The sequence below is a fragment of the Pseudomonas sp. IT-P44 genome, assembly GCF_949768225.1.
In the GTDB taxonomy this organism is placed as follows: domain Bacteria; phylum Pseudomonadota; class Gammaproteobacteria; order Pseudomonadales; family Pseudomonadaceae; genus Aquipseudomonas; species Aquipseudomonas migulae.
Map to the genome: position 1 here is coordinate 74,610 of NZ_CATKQM010000035.1, position 22,734 is coordinate 97,343.

The 22,734-nt window shown below is 59.1% G+C and carries 25 protein-coding genes; 24 read left to right on the plus strand and 1 reads right to left on the minus strand.

Annotated features, from left to right (window positions below; all coding sequences use genetic code 11):
- Positions 1-56 precede the first annotated feature (56 nt).
- The 6 genes from queA (at position 57) to ACM6IO_RS18515 (ending at position 6,158) form a co-directional block, all read left to right on the plus strand.
- A complete protein-coding gene (queA, locus tag ACM6IO_RS18490) occupies positions 57-1,106 on the plus strand; it encodes a tRNA preQ1(34) S-adenosylmethionine ribosyltransferase-isomerase QueA (RefSeq protein ID WP_192420785.1) in 1,050 nt (349 codons plus the stop codon).
- Positions 1,107-1,120: 14 nt separating this feature from the next.
- A complete protein-coding gene (gene tgt / locus ACM6IO_RS18495; RefSeq protein ID WP_162130724.1) occupies positions 1,121-2,236 on the plus strand; it encodes a tRNA guanosine(34) transglycosylase Tgt in 1,116 nt (371 codons plus the stop codon).
- Positions 2,237-2,279: 43 nt separating this feature from the next.
- Positions 2,280-2,618 (plus strand): preprotein translocase subunit YajC, encoded by a 339-nt coding sequence (yajC, locus tag ACM6IO_RS18500; RefSeq protein WP_007916913.1) that lies wholly within the window; start codon positions 2,280-2,282, stop codon positions 2,616-2,618.
- 63 nt (positions 2,619-2,681) lie between these two features.
- Positions 2,682-4,550: a protein translocase subunit SecD gene (gene secD / locus ACM6IO_RS18505; RefSeq protein WP_008025484.1), complete on the plus strand. Its 1,869-nt coding sequence runs from the start codon at positions 2,682-2,684 to the stop codon at positions 4,548-4,550.
- 9 nt (positions 4,551-4,559) lie between these two features.
- Positions 4,560-5,474, plus strand: a complete 915-nt coding sequence (secF, locus tag ACM6IO_RS18510) for a protein translocase subunit SecF (protein ID WP_008025485.1) — start codon at positions 4,560-4,562, stop codon at positions 5,472-5,474.
- A 132-nt stretch (positions 5,475-5,606) separates the two neighbouring features.
- Positions 5,607-6,158, plus strand: coding sequence for a glycine zipper 2TM domain-containing protein (locus tag ACM6IO_RS18515; RefSeq protein WP_008025488.1), 552 nt, complete (start codon positions 5,607-5,609; stop codon positions 6,156-6,158).
- 241 nt (positions 6,159-6,399) lie between these two features.
- On the opposite strand, the gene suhB is transcribed toward ACM6IO_RS18515, so the two are convergent.
- The gene (suhB, locus tag ACM6IO_RS18520) at positions 6,400-7,218 is read right to left on the minus strand and encodes an inositol-phosphate phosphatase (protein ID WP_008014726.1); all 819 of its coding nucleotides are present in this window, start codon (positions 7,216-7,218) and stop codon (positions 6,400-6,402) included.
- A gap of 305 nt (positions 7,219-7,523) precedes the next feature.
- Between suhB and trmJ the strand changes: the two genes are divergently transcribed.
- The 18 genes from trmJ to bamB all read left to right on the plus strand — a co-directional run bounded on the left by trmJ (position 7,524) and on the right by bamB (position 22,708).
- Positions 7,524-8,294 carry a tRNA (cytosine(32)/uridine(32)-2'-O)-methyltransferase TrmJ gene (gene trmJ, locus ACM6IO_RS18525; protein ID WP_414912008.1) on the plus strand — a complete coding sequence of 257 codons (771 nt, stop codon included), beginning with the start codon at positions 7,524-7,526 and terminating at the stop codon, positions 8,292-8,294.
- Positions 8,295-8,296: 2 nt separating this feature from the next.
- Positions 8,297-9,073 (plus strand): serine O-acetyltransferase, encoded by a 777-nt coding sequence (gene cysE / locus ACM6IO_RS18530; protein ID WP_008025494.1) that lies wholly within the window; start codon positions 8,297-8,299, stop codon positions 9,071-9,073.
- A gap of 253 nt (positions 9,074-9,326) precedes the next feature.
- Complete coding sequence (gene iscR, locus ACM6IO_RS18535) at positions 9,327-9,818, plus strand: Fe-S cluster assembly transcriptional regulator IscR (RefSeq protein WP_414912009.1); 492 nt, start codon at positions 9,327-9,329, stop codon at positions 9,816-9,818.
- A 50-nt stretch (positions 9,819-9,868) separates the two neighbouring features.
- Positions 9,869-11,083, plus strand: coding sequence for an IscS subfamily cysteine desulfurase (locus ACM6IO_RS18540; protein ID WP_008025496.1), 1,215 nt, complete (start codon positions 9,869-9,871; stop codon positions 11,081-11,083).
- Positions 11,084-11,169: 86 nt separating this feature from the next.
- Positions 11,170-11,556 carry a Fe-S cluster assembly scaffold IscU gene (iscU, locus tag ACM6IO_RS18545; protein WP_003443374.1) on the plus strand — a complete coding sequence of 129 codons (387 nt, stop codon included), beginning with the start codon at positions 11,170-11,172 and terminating at the stop codon, positions 11,554-11,556.
- Between the two features lie 34 nt (positions 11,557-11,590).
- A complete protein-coding gene (gene iscA / locus ACM6IO_RS18550) occupies positions 11,591-11,914 on the plus strand; it encodes an iron-sulfur cluster assembly protein IscA (RefSeq protein ID WP_003227904.1) in 324 nt (107 codons plus the stop codon).
- A gap of 8 nt (positions 11,915-11,922) precedes the next feature.
- On the plus strand, positions 11,923-12,444 hold the full coding sequence (gene hscB, locus ACM6IO_RS18555) for a co-chaperone HscB (protein ID WP_008025499.1): 522 nt from the start codon (positions 11,923-11,925) through the stop codon (positions 12,442-12,444).
- A gap of 51 nt (positions 12,445-12,495) precedes the next feature.
- The gene (gene hscA / locus ACM6IO_RS18560; protein WP_008025501.1) at positions 12,496-14,361 is read left to right on the plus strand and encodes a Fe-S protein assembly chaperone HscA; all 1,866 of its coding nucleotides are present in this window, start codon (positions 12,496-12,498) and stop codon (positions 14,359-14,361) included.
- Positions 14,361-14,702, plus strand: a complete 342-nt coding sequence (gene fdx, locus ACM6IO_RS18565) for an ISC system 2Fe-2S type ferredoxin (protein WP_008025503.1) — start codon at positions 14,361-14,363, stop codon at positions 14,700-14,702. Before hscA ends, fdx begins: the two co-directional genes overlap by 1 nt.
- A gap of 14 nt (positions 14,703-14,716) precedes the next feature.
- Positions 14,717-14,917, plus strand: coding sequence for a Fe-S cluster assembly protein IscX (iscX, locus tag ACM6IO_RS18570; protein ID WP_008025505.1), 201 nt, complete (start codon positions 14,717-14,719; stop codon positions 14,915-14,917).
- Positions 14,918-15,005: 88 nt separating this feature from the next.
- On the plus strand, positions 15,006-15,431 hold the full coding sequence (ndk, locus tag ACM6IO_RS18575; RefSeq protein WP_007916882.1) for a nucleoside-diphosphate kinase: 426 nt from the start codon (positions 15,006-15,008) through the stop codon (positions 15,429-15,431).
- Between the two features lie 28 nt (positions 15,432-15,459).
- Positions 15,460-16,602 carry a 23S rRNA (adenine(2503)-C(2))-methyltransferase RlmN gene (gene rlmN, locus ACM6IO_RS18580; protein ID WP_008025507.1) on the plus strand — a complete coding sequence of 381 codons (1,143 nt, stop codon included), beginning with the start codon at positions 15,460-15,462 and terminating at the stop codon, positions 16,600-16,602.
- A gap of 17 nt (positions 16,603-16,619) precedes the next feature.
- On the plus strand, positions 16,620-17,378 hold the full coding sequence (pilW, locus tag ACM6IO_RS18585) for a type IV pilus biogenesis/stability protein PilW (protein ID WP_008042429.1): 759 nt from the start codon (positions 16,620-16,622) through the stop codon (positions 17,376-17,378).
- The gene (locus ACM6IO_RS18590) at positions 17,378-18,454 is read left to right on the plus strand and encodes a helix-turn-helix domain-containing protein (RefSeq protein ID WP_223436577.1); all 1,077 of its coding nucleotides are present in this window, start codon (positions 17,378-17,380) and stop codon (positions 18,452-18,454) included. The genes pilW and ACM6IO_RS18590 overlap by 1 nt, the downstream gene beginning before the upstream one ends.
- Positions 18,455-18,457: 3 nt before the next feature.
- The gene (ispG, locus tag ACM6IO_RS18595) at positions 18,458-19,567 is read left to right on the plus strand and encodes a flavodoxin-dependent (E)-4-hydroxy-3-methylbut-2-enyl-diphosphate synthase (RefSeq protein ID WP_007903603.1); all 1,110 of its coding nucleotides are present in this window, start codon (positions 18,458-18,460) and stop codon (positions 19,565-19,567) included.
- Positions 19,568-19,590: 23 nt separating this feature from the next.
- Positions 19,591-20,880 (plus strand): histidine--tRNA ligase, encoded by a 1,290-nt coding sequence (hisS, locus tag ACM6IO_RS18600; RefSeq protein WP_008042422.1) that lies wholly within the window; start codon positions 19,591-19,593, stop codon positions 20,878-20,880.
- A 42-nt stretch (positions 20,881-20,922) separates the two neighbouring features.
- Positions 20,923-21,564, plus strand: a complete 642-nt coding sequence (locus ACM6IO_RS18605) for a tetratricopeptide repeat protein (protein WP_192228439.1) — start codon at positions 20,923-20,925, stop codon at positions 21,562-21,564.
- On the plus strand, positions 21,557-22,708 hold the full coding sequence (gene bamB, locus ACM6IO_RS18610) for an outer membrane protein assembly factor BamB (RefSeq protein WP_032828591.1): 1,152 nt from the start codon (positions 21,557-21,559) through the stop codon (positions 22,706-22,708). The genes ACM6IO_RS18605 and bamB overlap by 8 nt, the downstream gene beginning before the upstream one ends.
- Positions 22,709-22,734 lie beyond the last annotated feature (26 nt).

The window sequence follows — 22,734 nt, forward strand, 5'->3', positions numbered from 1 at the left end:
TAGAGAATTTTCACTATTTCGGCTAGACTTCCGGGCCCTGCTAGACGAACCCCATCATGCGCGTTGCTGACTTTACTTTCGAACTCCCTGATTCGCTGATTGCTCGCCACCCTTTGGCCGAGCGTCGCAACAGTCGCCTGTTGACCCTTGATGGGGTCAGCGGCGCCCTGGCACACCGTCAATTCACTGATTTGCTTGAGCATTTGCGCCCGGGCGATTTGATGGTGTTCAACAATACCCGGGTGATTCCGGCGCGGCTGTTTGGCCAGAAGGCTTCCGGCGGCAAGCTGGAAATCCTGGTGGAGCGGGTGCTCGACAGTCATCGCGTGCTGGCCCATGTGCGCTCCAGCAAGTCGCCGAAGCCGGGTTCGAAGATCCTGATCGATGGCGGTGGCGAAGCCGAGATGCTGGCGCGTCATGATGCGTTGTTCGAGCTGGGGTTCGCCGAAGAGGTGTTGCCGCTGCTCGACCGCGTCGGGCATATGCCGTTGCCTCCTTATATAGACCGCCCGGATGAAGGCTCGGACCGCGAGCGTTATCAGACGGTGTACGCCGAGCGCCTGGGCGCGGTGGCGGCGCCGACGGCGGGGCTGCATTTCGATCAGCCGCTGATGGACGCGATTGCGGCCAAGGGCGTCGAGACGGCGTTCGTGACTTTGCACGTTGGCGCGGGCACGTTCCAGCCGGTGCGGGTCGAGAAAATCGAAGACCATCACATGCACAGCGAGTGGCTGGAAGTTGGCCAGGACGTGGTGGATGCCGTCGCCGCCTGCCGCGCTCGCGGTGGGCGCGTGGTGGCGGTGGGGACCACCAGCGTGCGTTCGCTGGAAAGTGCCGCGCGCGATGGCGTGCTCAAGCCGTTCAGTGGCGACACCGACATCTTTATCTACCCGGGCCGGCCGTTTCATGTGGTCGATGCCCTGGTCACCAACTTCCATTTGCCCGAATCCACGCTGTTGATGCTGGTTTCGGCATTCGCCGGTTATCCCGAAGCCATGGCCGCTTATAAAGCCGCCGTTGAGCATGAATACCGCTTTTTCAGCTACGGTGATGCGATGTTTATCACCCGTAATCCCGCACCACGTGGCCCTGAGGACAAAGAATGAGTCGCCAAAGTCGTATGTCGTTTGAGTTGCTTGCTACTGACGGCAAGGCTCGTCGCGGTCGCTTGACCTTCCCGCGCGGTACCGTCGAGACCCCGGCGTTCATGCCGGTCGGTACTTACGGCACCGTGAAGGGCATGCTGCCGCGGGACATTACCGCGACCGGCGCGGAAATCATTCTGGGCAACACCTTCCACTTGTGGCTGCGTCCTGGCACCGAAGTGATCAAGAAGCACGGCGACCTGCACGATTTCATGCAGTGGAAAGGCCCGATTCTTACAGACTCCGGCGGTTTTCAGGTGTTCAGCCTGGGCGCGATGCGCAAGATCAAGGAGGAGGGCGTGACCTTCGCTTCTCCGGTTGATGGCGCCAAAGTGTTCATGGGGCCGGAAGAGTCGATGCAGGTCCAGCGTGACCTGGGCTCGGACATCGTGATGATTTTCGACGAATGCACGCCGTACCCGGCTGATGAAGACGTCGCGCGCATTTCCATGGAGCTGTCGTTGCGTTGGGCCAAGCGTTCGAAAGAAGCCCATGGCGACAACACGGCGGCGCTGTTCGGTATCGTTCAGGGCGGCATGCACCAGGATCTGCGCATGCGTTCGCTGGAAGGCCTCGACAAGATCGGCTTTGATGGCCTGGCCATTGGCGGTTTGTCGGTGGGCGAGCCGAAGCACGAGATGATCAAGGTGCTGGATTACCTGCCGGGTCAGATGCCGGCTGACAAACCTCGTTACCTTATGGGCGTTGGCAAACCGGAAGATCTGGTTGAGGGTGTGCGCCGCGGTGTGGACATGTTCGATTGCGTGATGCCAACCCGTAATGCCCGCAATGGGCATCTGTTCATTGATACTGGCGTGCTGAAGATCCGTAACGCGTTCCATCGCCATGATGATTCGCCGCTCGATCCGACCTGCGATTGCTATACCTGCCAGAACTTCTCCCGCGCTTATCTGCATCACCTGGACAAGTGCGGCGAAATGCTGGGAAGCATGCTCAATACCATCCATAACTTGCGTCATTATCAAGTGCTTATGGCTGGTTTGCGCGAGGCTATTCAACAGGGTACATTGGCCGCCTTTGTCGATGCCTTCTACGCCAAACGCGGGTTACCTGTTCCGCCTTTGGACTGAGTTTTCTGACCCCAAGATTCAACATTTGCAACTGGAGTGCTAAATGAGCTTTTTTATCTCGAATGCCATGGCTGACGCCGCTGCACCGGCCGCTGCCGGCCCAATGGGTGGCGGTTTTGAGTGGATTTTCCTGGTCGGTTTCCTGGTCATCTTCTACCTGATGATCTGGCGTCCACAGGCCAAGCGCGCCAAAGAGCAGAAGAACCTGCTGAGCAGCCTGCAAAAAGGCGACGAAGTTGTGACCACCGGCGGCATCGCCGGCAAGATCACTAAAGTGGCTGACGATTTCGTGGTTCTGGAAGTTTCCGACACCGTCGAAATGAAGTTCCAGAAAGGCGCCATTGCCGCCACGCTGCCAAAAGGCACGCTGAAAGCGATCTAAGTTTCAACTTCTACTCAATCGACGGGGCGCGCAAGGCGCCCCGCGTCATAAGCGGGCGGCGTGATGCTGAACAAATACCCTCTGTGGAAATACATTCTGATCCTGGCGGTGCTGGCGATCGGTCTGATTTATTCCGCTCCCAATCTATATCCTGATGACCCGGCCATTCAGGTCAGCGGTGCAAGCACTGCGCTGCAGGTCAATCAGGCTGATCTGGATCGAGTGAGCGCTGCGCTCAAGGAATCCGGGATCAACGTCAAGGCGGCCACGCTGGCGACCAACGGCAAGGGCGGTCTGATTCGTCTGGTCAAGGCTGAAGACCAGTTGCCTGCCAAGGACGTCGTGCGCAAGGCGTTGGGTGATGACTACGTCGTTGCTCTGAACCTGGCACAAACCACCCCGCAATGGCTGCGCAGCCTGGCCGCGCACCCGATGAAGCTGGGTCTGGACTTGTCCGGTGGTGTGCACTTCCTGCTTGAAGTGGACATGGACAAAGCCCTCGACGCACGCTTGAAAGTGTACGAAGGCGATGTAAAGAGCCTGTTGCGTAAAGAGAAACTGCGCTATCGCAGCCTGCCGCAACTGGGCGGTGCCATTCAGCTGGGCTTCTCTGATGAAGCTTCCCGCGAACAGGCCCGTGCACTGATCCGCAAGAACTTCAACGATTTCGACATTGTTCCGGCCGACCTCAATGGTCAGGCGGTGCTGCGTCTGGCGATGACCCCGGCCAAGCTGGCGGAAATCCGCGAATACTCCATCAAGCAGAACTTGACCACGGTACGTAACCGCGTCAACGAGCTGGGTGTTGCCGAACCGATCGTTCAGCGTCAGGGCGCCAACCGCATCGTGGTTGAGCTGCCGGGCGTACAAGACACCGCAGAAGCCAAGCGTATCCTCGGCAAGACGGCCAACCTTGAGTTCCGTCTGGCTGCTGAACCTGGTGCTTCGAAAGCCACTTCCGAATCCTTCGAGTTCCGTGAAGGCAATCGTCCTCCTGCGCTGATTGAGCGTGGCCTGATCATCACCGGCGACCAGGTAACTGACGCCAAGGCTGGCTTCGGCGAGCACGGCACGCCAGAAGTGAACATCCGTCTGGATGGCCACGGTGGCGAGCTGATGAGCCGCGCAACCCGTTCGAACGTCGGTCGCAGCATGGCGGTGATCTTCATCGAGCAGCGTCCGGTCACCACTTACACCAAGCAAGTGGTCGATGGCGTCGAAAAAGACGTGGCGGTGCAGTCGTTCAAGGAAGAGAAGAAGATCATCAGCCTGGCGACCATTCAGTCGCCGCTGGGTGCTCAGTTCCGCATCACCGGCCTGAACGGCCAGGGCGAATCGTCCGAACTGGCGCTGCTGCTGCGTGCCGGTGGTCTGGCGGCGCCGATGTACTTCGCTGAAGAACGCACCATTGGCCCGAGCCTGGGTGCGGACAACATCACCAAAGGTATCGATGCATCGCTGTGGGGCATGCTGTTCGTCTCGCTGTTCATCATCGCCATCTATCGCTTCTTCGGCATCATTGCCACCGTTGCGCTGGGTGTGAACATGGTGCTGCTGCTGGCCCTGATGTCGCTGCTGGGTGCAACGCTGACCCTGCCGGGTATCGCCGGTATCGTATTGACCATGGGTATGGCGGTCGACGCCAACGTACTGATCTTCTCGCGGATTCGTGAAGAGATCGCGGCGGGCATGACCGTACAGCGGGCAATCAACGAAGGTTTCGGTCGCGCATTCACGGCGATTCTCGACGCCAACCTGACCACCTTGCTGGTGGGCGGGATCCTGTTTGCCATGGGTACAGGTCCGGTCAAAGGCTTCGCAGTGACCATGTCCCTCGGGGTTTTGACTTCGATGTTCACGGCCATCATGGTCACCCGCGCGATGGTCAACTTGATCTTCGGCGGTCGTGACTTCAAGAAGTTGTGGATTTAAGGGGCTGCCATGTTACGTACTATCAACTTCATGGGCGTTCGCAACTTCGCGTTCGGCGTCACATTGTTCCTTACTGCGCTGGCCATTTTCAGTGTCTTCCACAAGGGCATGAACTGGGGGCTGGACTTCACCGGCGGTACGCTCATCGAGCTGACCTACGAGCGTCCGGCCGACGTCACCAAGGTGCGTGAGCAGCTGGTTTCGTCCGGTTATCACGAAGCCATCGTGCAGAACTTCGGCGCGACTACCGATCTGCTGGTGCGCATGCCTGGCGAAGACCCGCAGTTGGGTCACCAGGTGGCAGCGGCGTTGCAGAAGGTCGGCGGCGATAACCCGGCGACGGTCAAGCGCGTCGAGTTCGTCGGCCCGCAGGTGGGTGAAGAGCTGCGCGACCAGGGCGGCCTCGGCATGCTGATGGCGCTGGGCGGCATCCTGATCTACCTGGCATTCCGCTTTCAGTGGAAATTCGCCGTCGGTGCGATCGTTTCCTTGATTCACGACGTGATCGTGACCATCGGTATCCTGTCGTTCTTCCAGATCACCTTCGACCTGACGGTGCTGGCGGCGGTACTGGCGATCATCGGTTACTCGCTCAACGACACCATCGTGGTATTCGACCGGGTTCGTGAGAACTTCCGTGTACTGCGCAAGGCCAGCCTGATCGAGAACATCAATATCTCGACCACGCAAACCCTGCTGCGGACCATCGCGACGTCGGTTTCCACCTTGTTGGCGATTGCGGCACTGCTGTTCTTCGGTGGTGACAACCTCTACGGCTTCTCCCTGGCGCTGCTGGTGGGTGTTCTGGCCGGTACTTATTCGTCGATCTACATCGCCAACGTGGTGTTGATCTGGCTGAACCTGAGTTCCGAAGACCTGATCCCGACGGTGAATACCGAGAAGGAAGTCGACGACCGTCCTTGAGGACTCTCTAGTCCAGAGCAGTTCCCCAGCGATGTAGTCCAAAAAGGCGCGAGTTGAACTCGCGCCTTTTTTTATGCTCCAAGGCTGGGAGAAGCACGGGTTTATCCCGCATGTGATGGTCAGGAGGTTCATGTGAACAAGTCGATGCTGGTTGGTGCTGTACTGGGTGCTGTCGGTGTGACTGCCGGGGGTGCTGTGGCCACCTACAGCCTGGTAAAAAATAACGGCCCCGAGTATGCGCAAGTACTCGCCGTTGAGCCGGTCAAGACGCAAATCAAGACTCCACGTGAAGTGTGCAAGGATGTAGCGGTCACCCGGCAAGCGCCGGTGAAAGATCAACACCAGATTGCCGGTACGGTGGTGGGTGCGCTGGCAGGCGGGCTGCTGGGTAACCAGATCGGCGGCGGCACCGGCAAGAAAATTGCCACGGTTGCAGGCGCGGTCGGTGGTGGTTACGCCGGCAACAAGGTTCAGGAGGGCATGCAGGAGCGTGACACCTACACCACGACGCAAACCCGCTGTAACACGGTGAATGACATCAGCGACAAGGTTGTGGGGTACGACGTTCGTTATTCGCTGGACGGCAAGGAAGGCAAGGTGCGGATGGATCGTGATCCGGGCAACCAGATTCCGGTGGATAAGGAAGGTAAGTTGATCCTGACGCAGAATGAACAGGCGCATTGATGAGCTGATTGTCAGCCGCTGAAAAAGAAGCACCCTACGGGGTGCTTTTTTTGTACCCAAAATTAACGCACCCCCTGTAGGAGCCGGCTTGCTGGCGATTGCGGTCGGTCATTCAACATTGATGTCGACTGTTGCACCGCTATCGCCAGCAAGCCGGCTCCTACAGGGGGTGGTGTTGTCAGGGACAAATTCCAGGCATAAAAAAAGCACCCCGAAGGGTGCTTTTTCTGTCGCTGGCAGCTTAGCGCTTCAGCGAGGCCGGCAGGTGCGGCTGGATCGCCGTCAGCACTGCCTTGAAGCACTTGGTGTTACCGGCAACGATGTGGCCTTTCTCAAGGAAATCGTGACCGCCGGTGAAATCGCTCACCAAACCGCCAGCTTCCTGGATCAGCAGGGCGCCTGCAGCCATGTCCCACTCGGACAGGCCCGACTCCCAGAACGCATCGAAGCGACCGGCAGCCACGTAGGCCAGGTCCAGGCTCGCCGAGCCAGCGCGGCGGATGCCGGCGGTCTGGCCAACCAGGGCGCGGAACATGCCCAGGTAGTTGTCGAGGTTGTCCATCTGGTCGTCACGGAACGGGAAGCCGGTACCCAGCAGGGCGCCGTCCAGGCTGGTGCGGCCGCTGACGCGCAGGCGACGACCGTTCAGTTGAGCGCCGCGACCACGGCTGGCGGTGAATTCTTCCTGGCGAACCGGGTCCAGAACAACTGCGTGTTCCAGGCGACCGCGGTATTTGCAGGCGATGCTGACAGCGAAGTGAGGAATGCCGCGCAGGAAGTTGGTGGTGCCGTCCAGCGGATCGATGATCCACAGGTATTCTTCACCTTCGATCCCGGTGCCGGCGTGCATGCCGGTTTCTTCACCCATGATCGAGTGGTTCGGGTAAGCCTTGCGCAGCGCGTCGATGATTTTCTGTTCAGCGGCGCGATCCACCTCGGATACGTAATCCTTGGCGTCTTTTTCGTCGACCTTGATGGTATCCAGGCGCTCGATGGAGCGGAAGATCAATTCACTGGCGCTGCGGGCGGCGCGCAGCGCGATATTCAGCATGGGCTGCATGGATGTGTCACCTAAGGTTGTTAAAGAAAGCCGGGCATTCTATCAGAAAGTTTCTACAGGAGAAGGTCAGTGTTCGCTTTCATAGCTGAACGGTGTGCCCCGCCTCAGAAATACGGTCACTTTTGACGAGTGATCAATGTTGGCAGGCAAGGCGCCGCGCCGACTCATAGCGCGCTATGGGGAGAAGCGGCAACGCAGCATGCCAACATTGAGCGCCGTCAAAAGTGAATCGTTATTTTTGAGGCGGGGCACCCTGTTGAGCTGTAAGATTCTGCTCCCCATTAAAGTGTTCGAGAGCGCCTCCCTTGCTGCATAACATTCGTGTCGTCCTGGTCAATACCAGCCACCCCGGCAATATCGGCGGGGCTGCGCGTGCCATGAAGAACATGGGCCTGTCGCGGCTGGTGCTGGTCGAACCACGGTTGTTCCCGCACCACGAAGCCGATGCTCGTGCATCTGGCGCCGGGGACATCCTTGAAAACGCGCAAGTCGTCGCCACTTTGGAAGATGCCTTGGTCGGCTGCAATCTGGTGCTCGGCACCAGCGCCCGTGACCGGCGCATTCCCTGGCCGCTGCTCGATCCCCGCGAATGCGGGACGAAAGTGGTCGAGGAAGCCGGGCAGGGCGCCGAAATCGCCTTGGTATTTGGTCGTGAAGATTCCGGCCTGACCAATGAAGAGCTGCAGCGATGTCATTATCACGTGCACATCCCATCAGACCCTGAATTCAGTTCGCTGAACCTTGGGGCGGCGGTGCAGGTGTTGAGCTATGAAGTGCGCATGTCCTGGTTGGCGGCCCAAGGCCAGTCGAGCAAGGTCGAGAAGGAAGAAGTGGCATCGGTCAAAAGCGCTGAGCTGGCGACCATGGATGAGCTGGAGCGATTCTATGAGCACCTGGAGCAAACCCTGGTGGCCATCGAATTCCTCGATCCTGAAAAGCCACGGCACTTGATGGCGCGCCTGCGTCGGTTGTACGGACGAAGCTCGGTCAGCCGGGCGGAAATGAATATATTGCGTGGCATCCTCACGGAAACCCAGAAAGCGGCCCGTGGTGAGCTTCTAAAGCGGAAGGATTAATGATGTTCGAGCGTTTGCGTGAAGATATCCAGAGTGTTTTCCATCGTGACCCGGCGGCGCGTAACGCTTTTGAAGTCCTGACTTGCTACCCGGGCATGCACGCCATCTGGATCCACCGGTTGTCGGCAGCCTTGTGGCGCGCCGAGCTGAAGTGGCTGGCGCGGCTGGTGTCGAACTTCGGCCGCTGGTTGACCGGGATCGAGATCCATCCGGGTGCCAAGGTCGGTCGTCGGTTCTTCATTGACCATGGCATGGGCATTGTCATCGGTGAAACCGCCGAGATCGGCAACGACGTCACCCTTTATCAGGGTGTGACGCTGGGCGGCACCAGCTGGAATAAAGGCAAGCGTCACCCGACACTGGAAGACGGTGTGGTGGTGGGGGCTGGTGCCAAGGTGCTCGGCCCGTTCACCGTGGGTGCTGGCGCCAAGGTCGGTTCCAATGCCGTGGTGACCAAGGCCGTGCCGCCCGGTGCGACAGTGGTCGGCATTCCAGGGCGGATCATCGTCAAATCCGATGAAGAGCAGGACGCCAAGCGCAAGGCCATGGCCGAGAAGATCGGTTTCGATGCCTACGGTGTTGGCGAAGACATGCCGGACCCGGTGGCGCGTGCCATCAATCAACTGCTCGATCATCTGCAGGCAGTCGATGGTCGTCTGGAGGGGATGTGCGGGGCGTTGAAGGATCTGGGCAGTAATTACTGTGCGAAAGACCTGCCGGAGCTGCGCGAAGAAGACTTTGCGTGTGTGAAGGACAAGGATCAGAGCCAGGCCAGCTAGACCGAGTCGACCCCTTCGCGGGCAAGCCTCGCTCCTGCAAGGGTTTCGTTAATCCTGTAGGAGCGAGCGGGCGGCGATCCGACTTGCCCGCGAAGAACGATAACGCGCAATTGCTGGCTGTAACCGCCCAGCCTTTGTTATGATGCGGCCGCTCTTTTGCGGGTAAACCTGACTAAAGTACTAGGTCTTATAGTTGACTTAAATACTCGGGAATTGCATACTCGCCCCATTCCGAACTCCGTGGTAATTGTCCATGCGACTGACTACAAAAGGCCGATACGCCGTGACCGCCATGCTTGATCTGGCGTTGCATGCGCAGCACGGGCCCGTGTCCCTGGCCGATATCTCCGAGCGCCAAGGCATCTCCCTGTCCTACCTCGAACAGCTTTTCGCCAAATTGCGCCGCAGCAATCTGGTGTCCAGCGTCCGTGGTCCGGGCGGCGGTTACCAACTGTCCCGCGACATGCAGGGCATCCAGGTCGCCCAGGTGATCGATGCGGTAAACGAATCGGTCGATGCAACCAAATGCCAGGGGCAGGGCGGTTGCCATCAAGGCGATACCTGTCTGACTCACCACTTGTGGTGCGACCTGAGCCTGCAGATCCACGAATTTCTGAGCGGTATCAGCTTGGCTGATCTTGTTACTCGCCGTGAGGTGCAAGAAGTAGCCCAGCGTCAGGACCAGCGTCGTTGCAACAGCAAGACGCCACGCCTGGACAAGATTGAAGCGTCCGCCGTCGAATGACAGCCAAAGAGCTAGCGGCACGCCAGCCAGCCTGATTTAGGAGATAGTCCATGAAATTGCCGATTTACCTTGATTACTCTGCGACCACCCCGGTTGATCCGCGTGTTGCGCAAAAGATGAGTGAATGCCTGCTGGTCGACGGAAACTTCGGTAACCCGGCGTCCCGTTCCCACGTGTTCGGCTGGAAAGCTGAAGAGTCCGTCGAAAACGCCCGTCGTCAGGTCGCAGACCTGGTCAACGCCGATCCGCGTGAAATCGTCTGGACCTCCGGTGCCACCGAGTCCGACAACCTGGCAATCAAGGGTGCGGCGCATTTCTATGCGACCAAGGGCAAACACCTGATCACCACCAAGATTGAGCACAAGGCTGTCCTCGACACCATGCGCCAACTGGAGCGTGAAGGCTTCGAAGTGACCTACATCGAGCCTCGCACTGACGGTCTGGTTACGCCGGAAATGATCGAAGCTGAACTGCGTGACGACACCATCCTGGTTTCGGTCATGCACGTGAACAACGAAATCGGCACCATCAACGACATCGCAGCCATCGGCGAACTGACCCGCTCCAAAGGGATCCTGTTCCACGTCGACGCCGCTCAGTCCACCGGCAAGGTCGAGATCGACCTGCAGAAGCTGAAAGTCGACATGATGTCGTTCTCCGCCCACAAAACCTATGGCCCTAAAGGCATCGGCGCGCTGTACGTCAGCCGCAAGCCGCGTGTGCGCATCGAAGCGACCATGCACGGCGGCGGTCACGAGCGCGGCATGCGTTCTGGCACCCTGGCGACCCACCAGATCGTCGGCATGGGTGAAGCCTTCCGCGTAGCCAAGGAAGACATGGCTGCCGAGAACGTGCGCATCAAAGCCTTGAGCGACCGTTTCTTCAAGCAGGTCGAAGACCTGGAAGAGCTGTACGTCAACGGCAGCATGACCGCCCGCGTTCCGCACAACCTGAACCTGAGCTTCAACTACGTTGAAGGCGAGTCGCTGATCATGGCGCTCAAGGATCTGGCTGTTTCGTCCGGTTCGGCTTGCACCTCGGCTTCGCTGGAGCCTTCGTACGTACTGCGCGCCCTGGGCCGCAACGACGAACTGGCACACAGCTCGATCCGCTTCACCTTCGGTCGTTTCACCACCGAAGAAGAAATCGACTACGCCGCGCAGAAAGTCTGCGAGGCCGTTACCAAGCTGCGCGCTTTGTCGCCGCTGTGGGACATGTACAAAGACGGTGTCGACATTTCGAAAATCGAGTGGGCGGCACACTGATTTCAAGTCGCCGCAAACCAGGCCCTGTAAACTTAAGGTAGGCAGGGCTTCAAGAGCGACTCTCTGATGAGTGAGGATTAAGAATCATGGCTTACAGCGAAAAGGTCATCGACCACTACGAAAACCCGCGTAACGTCGGCAAGATGGACGCGGAAGACCCGGATGTCGGCACCGGCATGGTCGGCGCTCCGGCGTGCGGCGACGTGATGCGCCTGCAAATCAAGGTCAACGAGCAAGGCATCATCGAAGACGCCAAGTTCAAGACCTACGGTTGCGGTTCGGCTATCGCCTCCAGCTCCCTGGCGACCGAGTGGATGAAAGGCAAGACTCTGGATGAAGCAGAGACCATCAAAAACACTCAACTGGCCGAAGAACTGGCTCTGCCGCCGGTGAAAATTCACTGCTCCGTACTCGCTGAAGACGCTATCAAAGCGGCCGTTCGCGACTACAAGCAGAAGAAAGGCTTGATCTGATTTTCAAGATTTTGCGACGAGTAAGGAGTCACCGATGGCTATCAGCATGACAGAAGCGGCTGCTCGACACGTGCGACGCTCCCTCGACGGGCGCGGCAAAGGTGAAGGGATTCGTCTGGGTGTTCGCACCACGGGCTGTTCCGGCCTTGCCTACGTGCTGGAGTTTGTCGACGAGGTGGTTGCCGAGGATCAGGTGTTCGAAAGTCACGGCGAGAAAGTGATCATCGACCCGAAAAGCCTGGCCTACCTGGACGGCACCGAGCTCGATTTCGTCAAGGAAGGGTTGAACGAAGGCTTCAAGTTCAACAACCCCAACGTACGCGGTGAATGTGGCTGCGGCGAAAGCTTCAACATCTGAGGCTTCTTGTGGGTACTCCTTGTCATTTCGCTTTATTTGAGCTGCAACCGAGTTTCAATCTGGACCTCGACCAGCTGGCTACGCGCTACCGTGAGTTGGCGCGCAGTGTTCATCCGGACCGTTTTGCGGACGCTTCCGAGCGCGAGCAACGGCTGGCGCTAGAGCAATCCGCGAGCCTCAACGAGGCCTACCAGACGCTCAAAAGTCCCCCGAAGCGCGCGCGATACCTGCTCGCCCTGAATGGTGGCGAGCTGCCGCTGGAGGTCACGGTGCATGATCCGGAGTTTCTTCTGCAACAGATGGAGTTGCGCGAAGAGCTCGAAGACCTGCAGGACAGCGCCGACCTGAATGGCGTTGCCGTCTTCAAGCGTCGTTTGAAAGTTGCTCAGGAAAAACTGAACGACAGTTTCGCAGCCTGTTGGAATGATGCAGCGCAACGTGAACAGGCCGAACGCCTGATGCGGCGCATGCAGTTCCTCGACAAGCTCACCTACGAAGTGCGCCAGTTAGAAGAGCGCCTCGACGATTAACCCAGTGCCGCTCCGGTCGCACGCCTGATATACAGATAAGTCCTGATCACGATGGCCCTACTGCAGATCGCCGAACCCGGCCAAAGTCCTCAACCGCACCAGCGTCGTCTGGCTGTGGGGATCGACTTGGGCACTACCAATTCGCTGGTCGCTGCATTGCGCAGTGGTCTTTCCGAGCCTCTGGCTGACGCTGACGGGCAGGTCATCCTGCCGTCCGCCGTGCGTTACCACGCCGATCGCGTCGAAGTGGGCGAGTCGGCCAAGCTGGCTGCCGCTACCGATCCGTTGAACACCGTGCTGTCGGTCAAGCGCTTGATGGGTCGTGGTCTGTCCGACGTCAAGCAATTGGGCGAGCAACTGCCGTACCGCTTTGTCGGTGGCGAGTCGCACATGCCGTTCATCGAAACCATTCAGGGGCCGAAAAGCCCGGTCGAAGTCTCCGCCGATATCCTCAAGGTATTGCGTCAGCGCGCTGAAGCGACATTGGGTGGCGAGCTGGTGGGTGCGGTGATCACCGTTCCGGCCTATTTCGACGATGCTCAGCGTCAAGCCACCAAGGACGCGGCCAAACTGGCCGGCCTGAACGTGCTGCGTTTGCTCAATGAGCCGACCGCCGCTGCCGTGGCTTACGGTCTGGATCAACATGCTGAAGGCCTGGTCGCGATTTATGACCTGGGCGGCGGCACCTTCGATATTTCGATTCTGCGCCTGACCGGCGGTGTGTTCGAAGTGCTGGCCACCGGCGGCGACAGCGCCCTGGGCGGCGATGACTTCGACCATGCGATTGCCGGCTGGATCATCGAGAGCGCCGGTTTGTCCGCTGATCTCGATCCGGGTGCGCAACGTAACCTGCTGCAAACTGCCTGCGCGGCCAAGGAAGCGCTGACCAATGTTGCGGCCGTTGAAGTCGCTTATGGCGACTGGAAAGCCGAGCTGACTCGCGAAGCTTTCAATGCGCTGATCGAGCCGATGGTTGCTCGCAGCCTGAAGGCCTGCCGTCGCGCGGTGCGTGATTCCGGCGTCGAGCTGGAAGACGTGCACGCGGTGGTCATGGTCGGCGGTTCGACCCGTGTGCCTCGCGTTCGTGAAGCCGTCGCCGAAGCCTTCGGTCGCCAACCGCTGACTGAAATCGACCCGGATCAAGTGGTGGCCATCGGTGCTGCGATCCAGGCCGATACGCTGGCCGGCAACAAGCGCGATGGCGGCGAACTGCTGTTGCTCGACGTGATTCCGTTGTCCCTGGGGCTGGAAACCATGGGCGGCCTGATGGAGAAGGTGATTCCGCGCAACACCACCATTCCCGTCGCTCGTGCCCAGGATTTCACCACGTACAAAGATGGCCAGTCGGCCATGGCGATCCACGTGTTGCAGGGTGAGCGCGAGCTGATCAGCGACTGCCGCTCCCTGGCGCGCTTCGAATTGCGCGGCATTCCGGCGATGGTCGCCGGTGCAGCGAAGATCCGCGTGACCTTCCAGGTCGACGCCGACGGTCTGCTCAGTGTCTCGGCCCGTGAGTTGGGTTCGGGTGTTGAAGCAAGCATTCAGGTCAAGCCGTCCTACGGCCTGACCGACGGCGAAATCGCCAAGATGCTCAAGGATTCGTTCCAGCACGCCAACGACGACAAGGTCGCCCGTGTGCTGCGTGAGCAGCAGGTCGATGCCCAGCGCCTGATCGAAGCGGTGCAAGCCGCTCTCGAAGCCGACGGCGAGCGTTTGCTCGACGCCGAAGAGCGCATGGTCATCGAATTGCAGATGCAGGAACTGACCGAACTGATGAAAGGTGCCGATGGTTACGCCATCGAGCAACAGACCAAGCGTCTGTCGCAAGTCACCGACGCCTTTGCTGCCCGCCGCCTGGACTCGACGGTGAAAGCCGCGCTGGCGGGGCGCAATCTGAATGAAATCGAGGATAACTGATGCCGCAGGTCATTTTTCTGCCACACGAGAAGTTTTGCCCGGAAGGCATGGTGGTCGAGGCTGAGCCCGGTACATCGATTCTCGAACTGGCCCATGAGCACCACATCGAGATGGAAAGTGCCTGTGGCGGCGTTTGCGCTTGTACCACTTGTCATTGCATCGTTCGAGAAGGGTTTGATTCGCTGGAAGAAGCGGATGAACTGGAAGAAGATTTCCTCGATCGTGCCTGGGGTCTGGAAGCTCAATCGCGTCTGGCCTGCCAGGCGATCGTCGGGACTGAAGACCTGACCATCGAGATTCCGAAGTATTCGCTCAACCACGCCGCCGAAGCGCCGCACTGATTCAAGGAACTGTCATGAGTCTCAAGTGGACTGATGTGCTGGAAATCGCAATCCAGCTGGCTGAAAGCAAGCCCGATGTTGACCCTTTGTCGGTCAACTTCGTCGATCTGCGCAAGTGGGTGATGGAATTGCCCGAGTTCGACGACCTGCCTGAGCATTGTGGCGAAAAGATCCTCGAGGCCATTCAGGCCCACTGGATCGAAGAACGCGACTGAGCCACGCTGCAGGTTAGGCAATACCCAAGAACCCGCGTATAATTCGCGGGTTTAATTTTTCACAAATTACCGTTTCTGGAGTTACACCATGGCTGTTCAACGTACTTTCTCCATCATCAAGCCTGACGCTGTTGCTAAAAACGTCATCGGCGAGATCACCACTCGTTTCGAAAAAGCAGGCCTGCGCGTTGTAGCTTCGAAACTGAAGCAACTGTCCAAAGCCGAAGCTGAAGGCTTCTACGCTGAGCACAGCGCTCGTGGTTTCTTCGGCGACCTGGTTGCTTTCATGATCTCCGGTCCTGTTGTTGTTCAGGTTCTGGAAGGCGAAAACGCTATCGCTCTGAACCGTGAGCTGATGGGCGCTACCAACCCTAAAGAAGCTGCTGCCGGCACCATCCGTGCTGACTTCGCTGATTCCATCGACGCCAACGCTGTACACGGTTCGGACTCCGAAGCCGCTGCTGCTCGCGAAATCTCGTACTTCTTCGCAGCTACTGAAGTAACCACTCGCTAAGCATTGGCTTAAGAGTGAAGGTGAATCCATGACTACATCGACTGTAAAAACCAACCTGCTGGGGCTGACTCAACAGGAAATGGAAAAATTCTTCGACTCAATCGGGGAGAAGCGTTTCCGTGCCGGTCAGGTAATGAAATGGATTCACCACCTTGGCGTCGATGATTTCGACGCCATGACGAACGTCAGCAAGGCCCTGCGCGACAAGCTCAAGGCCATTGCCGAAGTTCGCGGTCCTGAAGTCGTCAGCGAGGACATTTCCACCGACGGCACCCGTAAGTGGGTGGTGCGCGTGGCGTCCGGCAGCTGCGTCGAGACCGTTTACATTCCCCAGGGCAAACGCGGCACTCTGTGCGTTTCGTCCCAGGCAGGCTGTGCCCTGGATTGCAGTTTCTGCTCCACCGGCAAGCAAGGTTTCAACAGCAACCTCACCGCCGCCGAAGTCATCGGCCAGGTGTGGATTGCCAATAAATCGTTCGGCAGCATCCCGGCGACCGCCGACCGTGCCATCACCAACGTGGTGATGATGGGCATGGGCGAGCCGCTGCTGAACTTCGACAACGTCGTTGCAGCCATGCATCTGATGATGGACGACCTGGGTTACGGCATTTCCAAGCGCCGTGTGACCCTGTCGACCTCCGGCGTGGTGCCGATGATCGATGAGCTGTCCAAGCACATCGACGTCTCCCTGGCGTTGTCCCTGCACGCACCGAATGACGCATTGCGTAACCAATTGGTGCCGATCAACAAGAAATATCCGCTTAAGATGCTGCTCGAGTCGTGCCAGCGCTACATGTCGTCCCTGGGCGAAAAACGCGTGCTGACCATCGAGTACACCTTGCTCAAGGACATCAACGACAAGGTTGAGCATGCCGTTGAGATGATCGAGCTGCTCAAGAACATCCCGTGCAAGATCAACCTGATTCCGTTCAACCCGTTCCCGCATTCCGGTTACGAGCGTCCGAGCAACAATGCGATTCGTCGCTTCCAGGATCAGCTTCACCATGCAGGTTTCAATGTCACCGTACGCACCACTCGCGGTGAAGACATCGATGCCGCGTGTGGCCAATTGGTAGGGCAGGTGCTGGATCGCACCCGTCGCAGTGAACGTTATATCGCCGTGCGCGAGTTGAGCGCCGACAACGATATGGCTTCGAACGCTGCGAAATAATTCAAGAGAGGATCTCTATGTCCCTGCGCTTTGCGCTGCTTTTGCTGTTGGCCAGTCTTTGTACTGGCTGCGTCCTGTCGGGCGATTTCAATCCGATGAAGACCAGCAAGGGCCGCGATGAAGCGCGAGTTGCCTACGTGCAACTGGGCTTGGGCTATTTGCAGCAGGGCATGACCGAACGCGCCAAGGTCCCGCTGAAAAAGGCCTTGGAGCTGGACGGTTCGGATCCTGACGCCAATGCCGCATTGGGTCTGGTGTTTCAGGCCGAGATGGAGCCGGAGCTGGCGGATGAGCACTTTCGCAAGGCGCTTTCTTCCCGCCCCAACGATGCCCGTATCCTGAATAATTACGGCAGTTTTCTTTTCGAACAGAAACGTTACAAAGAGGCTTACGAGCGCTTCGAGCAAGCCGCTGCCGATACCCTGTATCCTGAGCGTTCGCGAGTGTTCGAGAACCTGGGCATGACCGCTTCCAAGCTTGGCCAGCGTGATCTGGCCCAGCAGCAGTTGGAAAAAGCTTTGCGTTTGAACCGTCAGCAACCCCGTGCATTGCTGGAAATGGCTGAGTTGTCTTACGAAGACAGGCATTATGTGCCCGCGCGTGACTATTACGACCGTTTTAGCCTGCTCACCGAGCAAAATGCACGTAGTCTATTGCTCGGCGTTCGGCTGGCAAAAGTGTTCGAAGATCGCGACAAGGCAGCCAGTTATGGCCTGCAACTAAAACGACTCTATCCCGGTACGCCGGAATATCAGCAATACCTGTCGGAGCAATGATGAAAGCGGCGCATCCCGAAGTTGTAGCAGCGAATCGCGTTAACCCCGGTGAGACTTTGCGCCAGGCCCGCGAAAGCAATGGCTGGTCGCTGGCCGAAGTGGCCCTCAAGCTCAACCTCACCGTTAATTCCCTGAGTAATCTGGAAGCCGGCGCATTCGACAAGCTGCCGGGGCATACCTTTGCCCGCGGTTATATTCGCGCCTACGCCAAATTGCTCGGCATGGACCAGACCGTTCTGGTTCAGCAATTCGACCAATCCACCGGTACCGACTCCCAGGGCGCCAACGTCCACAGCCTGGGGCGCATCGAAGAGCCGGTTCGGGTTTCCCACACTATCTTGCGAATCGTCAGCCTGCTGCTGCTGATCGCGGTGATCGGCGGCGGTTTCATCTGGTGGCAGGATCAAACCTCATTGCGCACCAAGGACCTGATCAGCCTGAGCCCGGAGCACGTTGAAGTCGAAGGCGCCGACGGCACCACCCAGATCCATCCGCTGGACGAGCCGGAAGACCAGGCTGTCGCGGAAGGTCAGGCTGAAAGTTCGACCGCTCTCGCATTGCCGCAAGCCGAGACTTCGACTGAAGCGCCGGCTGAAGCTGAGCCGGCTACGCCTGTGGTCGCTCCGGCCGCACCGGCTACCCCGGCGCCAGTTGCACCGACACATAACACCGCGCCGGCTGCTCCGGCACCCGTTGCCCCGGCGCACAGCACCGCGCCAGTTGTCGCGCCTGCGGCCCCGACGGCTCCGGTTGTGTCGACCCCGCCTGCAACCGCCTCGGTAACGCCGACCATTCCTGCTCCGGCAGCGGCTGCACCGGCTGCTCCGGTTGCTGGCCAAGGCCAGGTTCAACTGCAATTCACCGCTGATTGCTGGACACAAGTTACCGACGGCACTGGCAAAGTGCTGCTCAGTGGTCTCAAGCGCAAAGGCGAAACCGTTTCCCTCAGTGGTAAGCCGCCGTTTGCCGTGCGTCTGGGCTTCGCCCGTGGCGCGCAGGTCAGCTACAACGGTCAGGTGGTTGATGTCGCTCCATTCACCAGTGGCGAGACTGCTCGCCTGAAGTTGGGTCAATAAGTCATGCACGGCGAATCTCCAATCAAGCGTCGCGAATCCCGGAAAATCTGGGTCGGTAACGTGCCTGTTGGCGGCGATGCGCCCATCGCTGTGCAGAGCATGACCAACAGCGACACCAATGACGTTGCCGCCACCGTCGCCCAGATCAATCGTCTGGAAGCCGCTGGCGTCGATATCGTGCGGGTTTCCGTACCGGACATGGACGCCGCCGAAGCCTTCGGCAAGATCAAGCAACTGGTCAAAGTGCCGTTGGTGGCCGACATCCACTTCGACTACAAGATCGCTTTGCGCGTAGCCGAACTGGGCGTTGATTGCCTGCGGATCAACCCGGGCAACATCGGTCGTGAAGACCGCGTGCGTGCGGTGGTCGATGCCGCCCGTGATCGCGGGATTCCGATCCGCATCGGCGTCAACGCCGGTTCCCTGGAAAAAGACCTGCAAAAGAAATACGGCGAGCCGACCCCGGCCGCGCTGGTCGAGTCTGCCCTGCGTCACGTCGAGCACCTTGAACGCCTGAACTTCCAGGACTTCAAGGTCAGCGTGAAAGCCTCCGACGTGTTCATGGCCGTCGCCGCTTACCGCTTGCTGGCCAAGGAAATCGTCCAGCCGCTGCACTTGGGCATCACCGAAGCCGGTGGTTTGCGTTCAGGCACAGTGAAATCCGCCGTGGGCCTCGGTATGCTGCTCGCCGAAGGGATTGGCGATACTATCCGCATCTCGTTGGCGGCCGACCCGGTCGAGGAAGTGAAAGTCGGCTACGACATTCTCAAATCCCTGCACCTGCGTTCCCGTGGCATCAACTTCATCGCCTGCCCGAGCTGCTCGCGGCAGAACTTCGATGTGGTCAAGACCATGAACGAGCTGGAAGGGCGCCTCGAAGATCTGCTGGTGCCGCTGGATGTCGCGGTCATCGGTTGCGTGGTCAACGGGCCGGGCGAAGCCAAGGAAGCCCATATCGGCTTGACCGGCGGCACGCCAAACCTGATTTACATCGACGGCAAGCCGTCGCAGAAACTGACGAATGACAATCTGGTGGATGAGCTTGAACGCTTGATCCGCCAGAAAGCGGCCGAGAAGGTCGAAGCTGACGCAGCTGTAATCGCTCGCGGCTGATCGAACGAATTTAAGGATTTAAAGTGAGCAAGTCTCTGCAAGCCATTCGTGGCATGAACGACATCCTGCCCGAACAGACTCCCCTGTGGCGTCATTTCGAGGGCACCGTTTCGCGTCTGCTGGATAACTACGGTTACAAGCAGATCCGCATGCCGATCGTCGAGTTCACCGAGCTGTTCAAGCGCTCGATCGGTGAAGTGACCGACATCGTCGAAAAAGAGATGTACACCTTCGAAGACCGTAACGGTGATTCGCTGACCCTGCGCCCAGAAGGCACGGCGGCTTGCGTGCGTGCGGTGCTCGAGCACGGCATCACTGGCGGCGGCCAGGTGCAGAAACTCTGGTACATCGGCCCGATGTTCCGCCACGAACGTCCGCAGAAAGGCCGTTATCGCCAGTTCCACCAGATCGGTGTCGAAGTGTTCAACCTCGACGGTCCGGACATCGACGCCGAGCTGATCGTGCTGACCTGGCGCCTGTGGGGCGAGCTGGGCATCCGTGATGCGGTCAAGCTCGAACTCAACAGCCTGGGCACCAGCGAATCCCGTGGTCGTTATCGCGAAGCGCTGGTCGAGTTCCTGTCCGCTCACCTGGACAAGCTCGACGAAGACAGCCAGCGTCGTCTGAAGACCAACCCGTTGCGCGTTCTGGACACCAAGAACGCCGACACTCAAGCGATCCTGGTCGACGCGCCGAAAATGGCCGACTACCTCGACGACGAATCCCGCGTGCACTTCGAGGGCCTCAAGGCTCGCCTGGACGCCGCCGGTATTCCTTACGTGATCAACCCGAAGCTGGTACGCGGGCTGGATTACTACAGCAAGACGGTTTTCGAGTGGGTCACCGACAAGTTGGGCGCTCAAGGCACCGTGTGTGCCGGCGGCCGCTACGACGGTCTGGTGGAACAGATGGGCGGCAAGCCGACCCCGGGCGTTGGTTTCGCCATGGGCATCGAGCGTCTGGTGCTGCTGCTTGAAACCCTGGAGCAGATCCCGGAAGAGATCTCCCGTCAGGTCGACGTCTATCTCTGCGCATTCGGCGAGGCTGCCGAGCTGGCGGCCCTGACGTTGAGCGAGAAGGTGCGCGATCAGTTGCCCAACCTGCGTCTGCAGATCAATGCCGGCGCCGGCAGTTTCAAAAGTCAATTCAAGAAGGCCGACAAGAGCGGTGCGCTGTACGCGCTGATCCTCGGTGACGACGAAATGGCCCAGCAAGTGGTAGGTTTCAAACCCCTGCGTGGCCAGGGCGAACAACAAAGCATTGCCTGGGATGCGCTTGCTGCACACCTGGCCACCTGCGTCGTGCAGGGTTGAAGCTGTCATAAACAGCCGATTTAGCGATTAAGGAGTATTGGGGTGTCGAGTACCGAAGACGAACAGCTGGCGGATTTGAAGGACTGGTGGACACGCAACGGCAAGCCCCTGGTCACTGGCGGCCTGTTGGCGCTGGTCATCGTGTTCGGCTGGCAGGCCTTTCAAAAGTATCAGAGCAATCAGTCGCAAGGCGCCTCGATGCTCTATCAGCAATTGCTCGAAACCACGCTGACGCCCAACGGCAAGCCTGATGCCGCCCGTGTTTCGGACCTGGCCGGCAAGCTCAACAGCGAATTTGGCGGCAGCGCCTACGCGCAATACGGCAGCCTGTTCGTGGCGAAAGTCGCGGTCGACAGCGGCAAGCTGGACGACGCTGCCACCGAGCTGAAAGCCATCGTTGCCAAACCGGCCAACCCGGCACTGGGCGAAATCGCCCGTCAGCGCCTGGCGCAGGTACTGGCCGCGCAGAACAAGGTCGATGAAGCCCTGAAACTGCTCGAAGGCGATGCCGATAAAGCATTCCTCGCCACCCGCGAAGAACTCAAGGGCGACCTGCTGGTGCAGTTGGGTCGTACTGACGAAGCGCACGCTGCGTATCAAAAAGCCAAGGCGGCACTGTCGGATGAAGCGGCAGTCGGTGGCCTACAAATCAAGTTGGACGATCTGGCCAAAGGGGATGCGTGACGTGATCCGTTGGAAACATGCAGCATTGCTGGCTCTGGCCGTTTTGGCCGCGGGTTGCAGCAGCAACAGCAAAAAAGAATTGCCGCCTGCCGAGCTGGTCGACTTCAAAGAAGAAGTGGTCCTGCAAAAGCAGTGGAGTCGTTCGATCGGTGACGGTCAGGGCGAAACCTACAACATGCTGGTTCCGGCGATCGATGGCGATACCATCTATGCCGCCGACGTCACTGGCGTGGTGATGGCGATGGATCGCAGCAATGGCGACGTCAAGTGGAAGAAAGACCTCGAACTGCCTGTTTCCGGCGCCGTTGGCGTAGGTTATGGCCTGCTCGTGATCGGTACGACCAAGGGCGAAATCGTTGCGATGGACGCCACCAACGGTGAAGAGAAATGGCGCGCTCGCGTGTCCAGCGAAGTTCTCGCGCCGCCGGCCAACAACGGTGACGTGGTGGTCGTTCAGACTCAGGATGACCGTCTGATCGGTCTGGATGCCTCTACCGGCAACCAGCGCTGGTTGTATGACAGCACGCCTGCGGTCCTGACCCTGCGAGGCACCAGCGCACCGATCGTGACCAACCGCCTCGCGGTGGCTGGCCTGTCGACCGGTAAAGTGGTTGCGCTCGATATCTCCAACGGCGTGCCGGTGTGGGAACAGCGGGTTGCGATCCCGCAAGGTCGTTCGGAACTGGAGCGCGTTGTCGATATCGACGGTGGTCTGCTGCTGTCCGGCGGTACCTTGTACGTCGCCAGCTATCAGGGTCGCGTTGCGGCACTGGACCTGGAAAGCGGTCGTCAGCTCTGGCAGCGTGATGCTTCCAGCTATGCCGGCGTTGCGCAGGGCTTCGGCACTGTGTACGTGAGCCTGGCTTCGGGCACCGTTGAAGGCGTTGACGAGCGTTCCACCACAGCCTTGTGGAGCAACGACTCGCTGGCTCGCCGTCAACTGTCGGCTCCAGAAGTGTTCTCCAGCTATGTTGCAGTCGGTGACATGGAAGGCTATGTGCACCTGCTGAGCCAGGTGGACGGTCGTTTTGTCGGCCGCGAACGCATCGACAGCGACGGCCTGCGTGCCCGTCCGCTGGTGGTGGGTGACACGATTTATCTTTATGGCAACAGCGGCAAACTGGAAGCCCTGACCATCAAGTAATGTTTTGACTATGCTTGGGGTTAACC